General features: G+C 67.2%; 2 protein-coding genes. One reads left to right on the top strand and one right to left on the bottom strand.

The window, feature by feature from the left end:
• Positions 1-594, bottom strand: a 594-nt coding sequence (locus ACWELQ_RS46075; RefSeq protein WP_452403255.1) for an AraC family transcriptional regulator ligand-binding domain-containing protein, incomplete at its 3' end; no start/stop codon positions are given.
• A 202-nt stretch (positions 595-796) separates the two neighbouring features.
• On the opposite strand from ACWELQ_RS46075, the gene ACWELQ_RS46080 reads away from it, so the two are divergent.
• Entirely contained in the window at positions 797-1003 is a 207-nt protein-coding gene (locus ACWELQ_RS46080) for a hypothetical protein (protein ID WP_452403256.1), read from the top strand.
• Positions 1004-1163: the final 160 nt, after the last annotated feature.

The raw sequence follows: 1163 nt of genomic DNA on the forward strand, positions 1-1163 counted from the left end.
GACGAAGTGCTGCATACTACGACGGGCAGCGGCAAGGCTGTCCAAACTACGAGCCGCCTCGTACACCGGGGCGTAGGGAAACGTGAGCTCGACCCGTCGCACGGGAATGTCCCAGCTCAGCAGATCGCGCTGAATGGTGCGCACGGCCGCGAGATCCCGTTCGACGGCGAAGCGGCGCAGCGGTTCGGGTGCGGTCGCCGCGTCGAGAGTCATCAGCACCGCCGCCTCGGCCTCGTCCATCCCGAAGCGGGTGTAGGCGAACGACAGCGCGGAGTAGCGCACCCACAGTTCGGCCATGTCCCGCACGGTCGCGCAACTGGCCATCGCCAGGCCCAGGCTGCCCAGCATCGGCAGTCGCACCGAGAACCCCGCCAGCAGGCCGAAACCCGGCTCGTCGCCGATCGCGTCGAGGATATTGGCGACGACCTGGAACTCCTGCGTGAGGTCGATCTCGAGGCCGGGGTCTTCCAGGTCCTGCTCGCGTAGTCCCGTTCCGGTCAAAACCGCGGCGGCACTCAAGGATCGGTCCCGGGCGAACCCGGCCAGCGCCGAGACGCTGTGAATCGAACGCACACACCATGGGTCGTCGGGCATACCGCGGATGCTCCCCCTTGTTTCGGTCCGGGCCACGAATCCAGCAATTCTAGAGCTACCAACCGTCGGATGCGGGTGGATCGACTCGGACACGAAGACCCGGCCCGCGCTGGCCGAAAATCGCATGAAGGTGGCCGCGGGCCTCCCCGGCCGCGTATCCACCGCGCCCTACCGTGATCGCACGAGCCTCGGAGGGAGACCAATGACTACCGCTGACCCGACATACGGTGGCGCGCTACGGGTATTGGTCGACATCCTCAGGCGCTACGACAGCCTCGAGGACTTCCTGCGGCAACTGCTTCGCGAACTCGACGCGCCCTCCCACGTTCTGCCGCGCCTCGTTCTGCGCGCGCCCGGTCCCCGCCACGCCCTGGTGACCGACACGGGAATCGAAGCCCCAACGAGCTGAGTACGACAGGGCGCTATCGCCTTTCAGGCGTCGATTTCGTTGTCGGAGGTCGGTACGGCTTGGCAGGTGAGGCAGTGGCCTTCCTCGAGCATGCGCGAGGAGGCTCGCGCCGACGCCGATCGCATCATCGACCAGATGCGGGAGGCCGCCGCGGCCGAGG

It is taken from the genome of Nocardia sp. NPDC004722 (genome assembly GCF_053601505.1).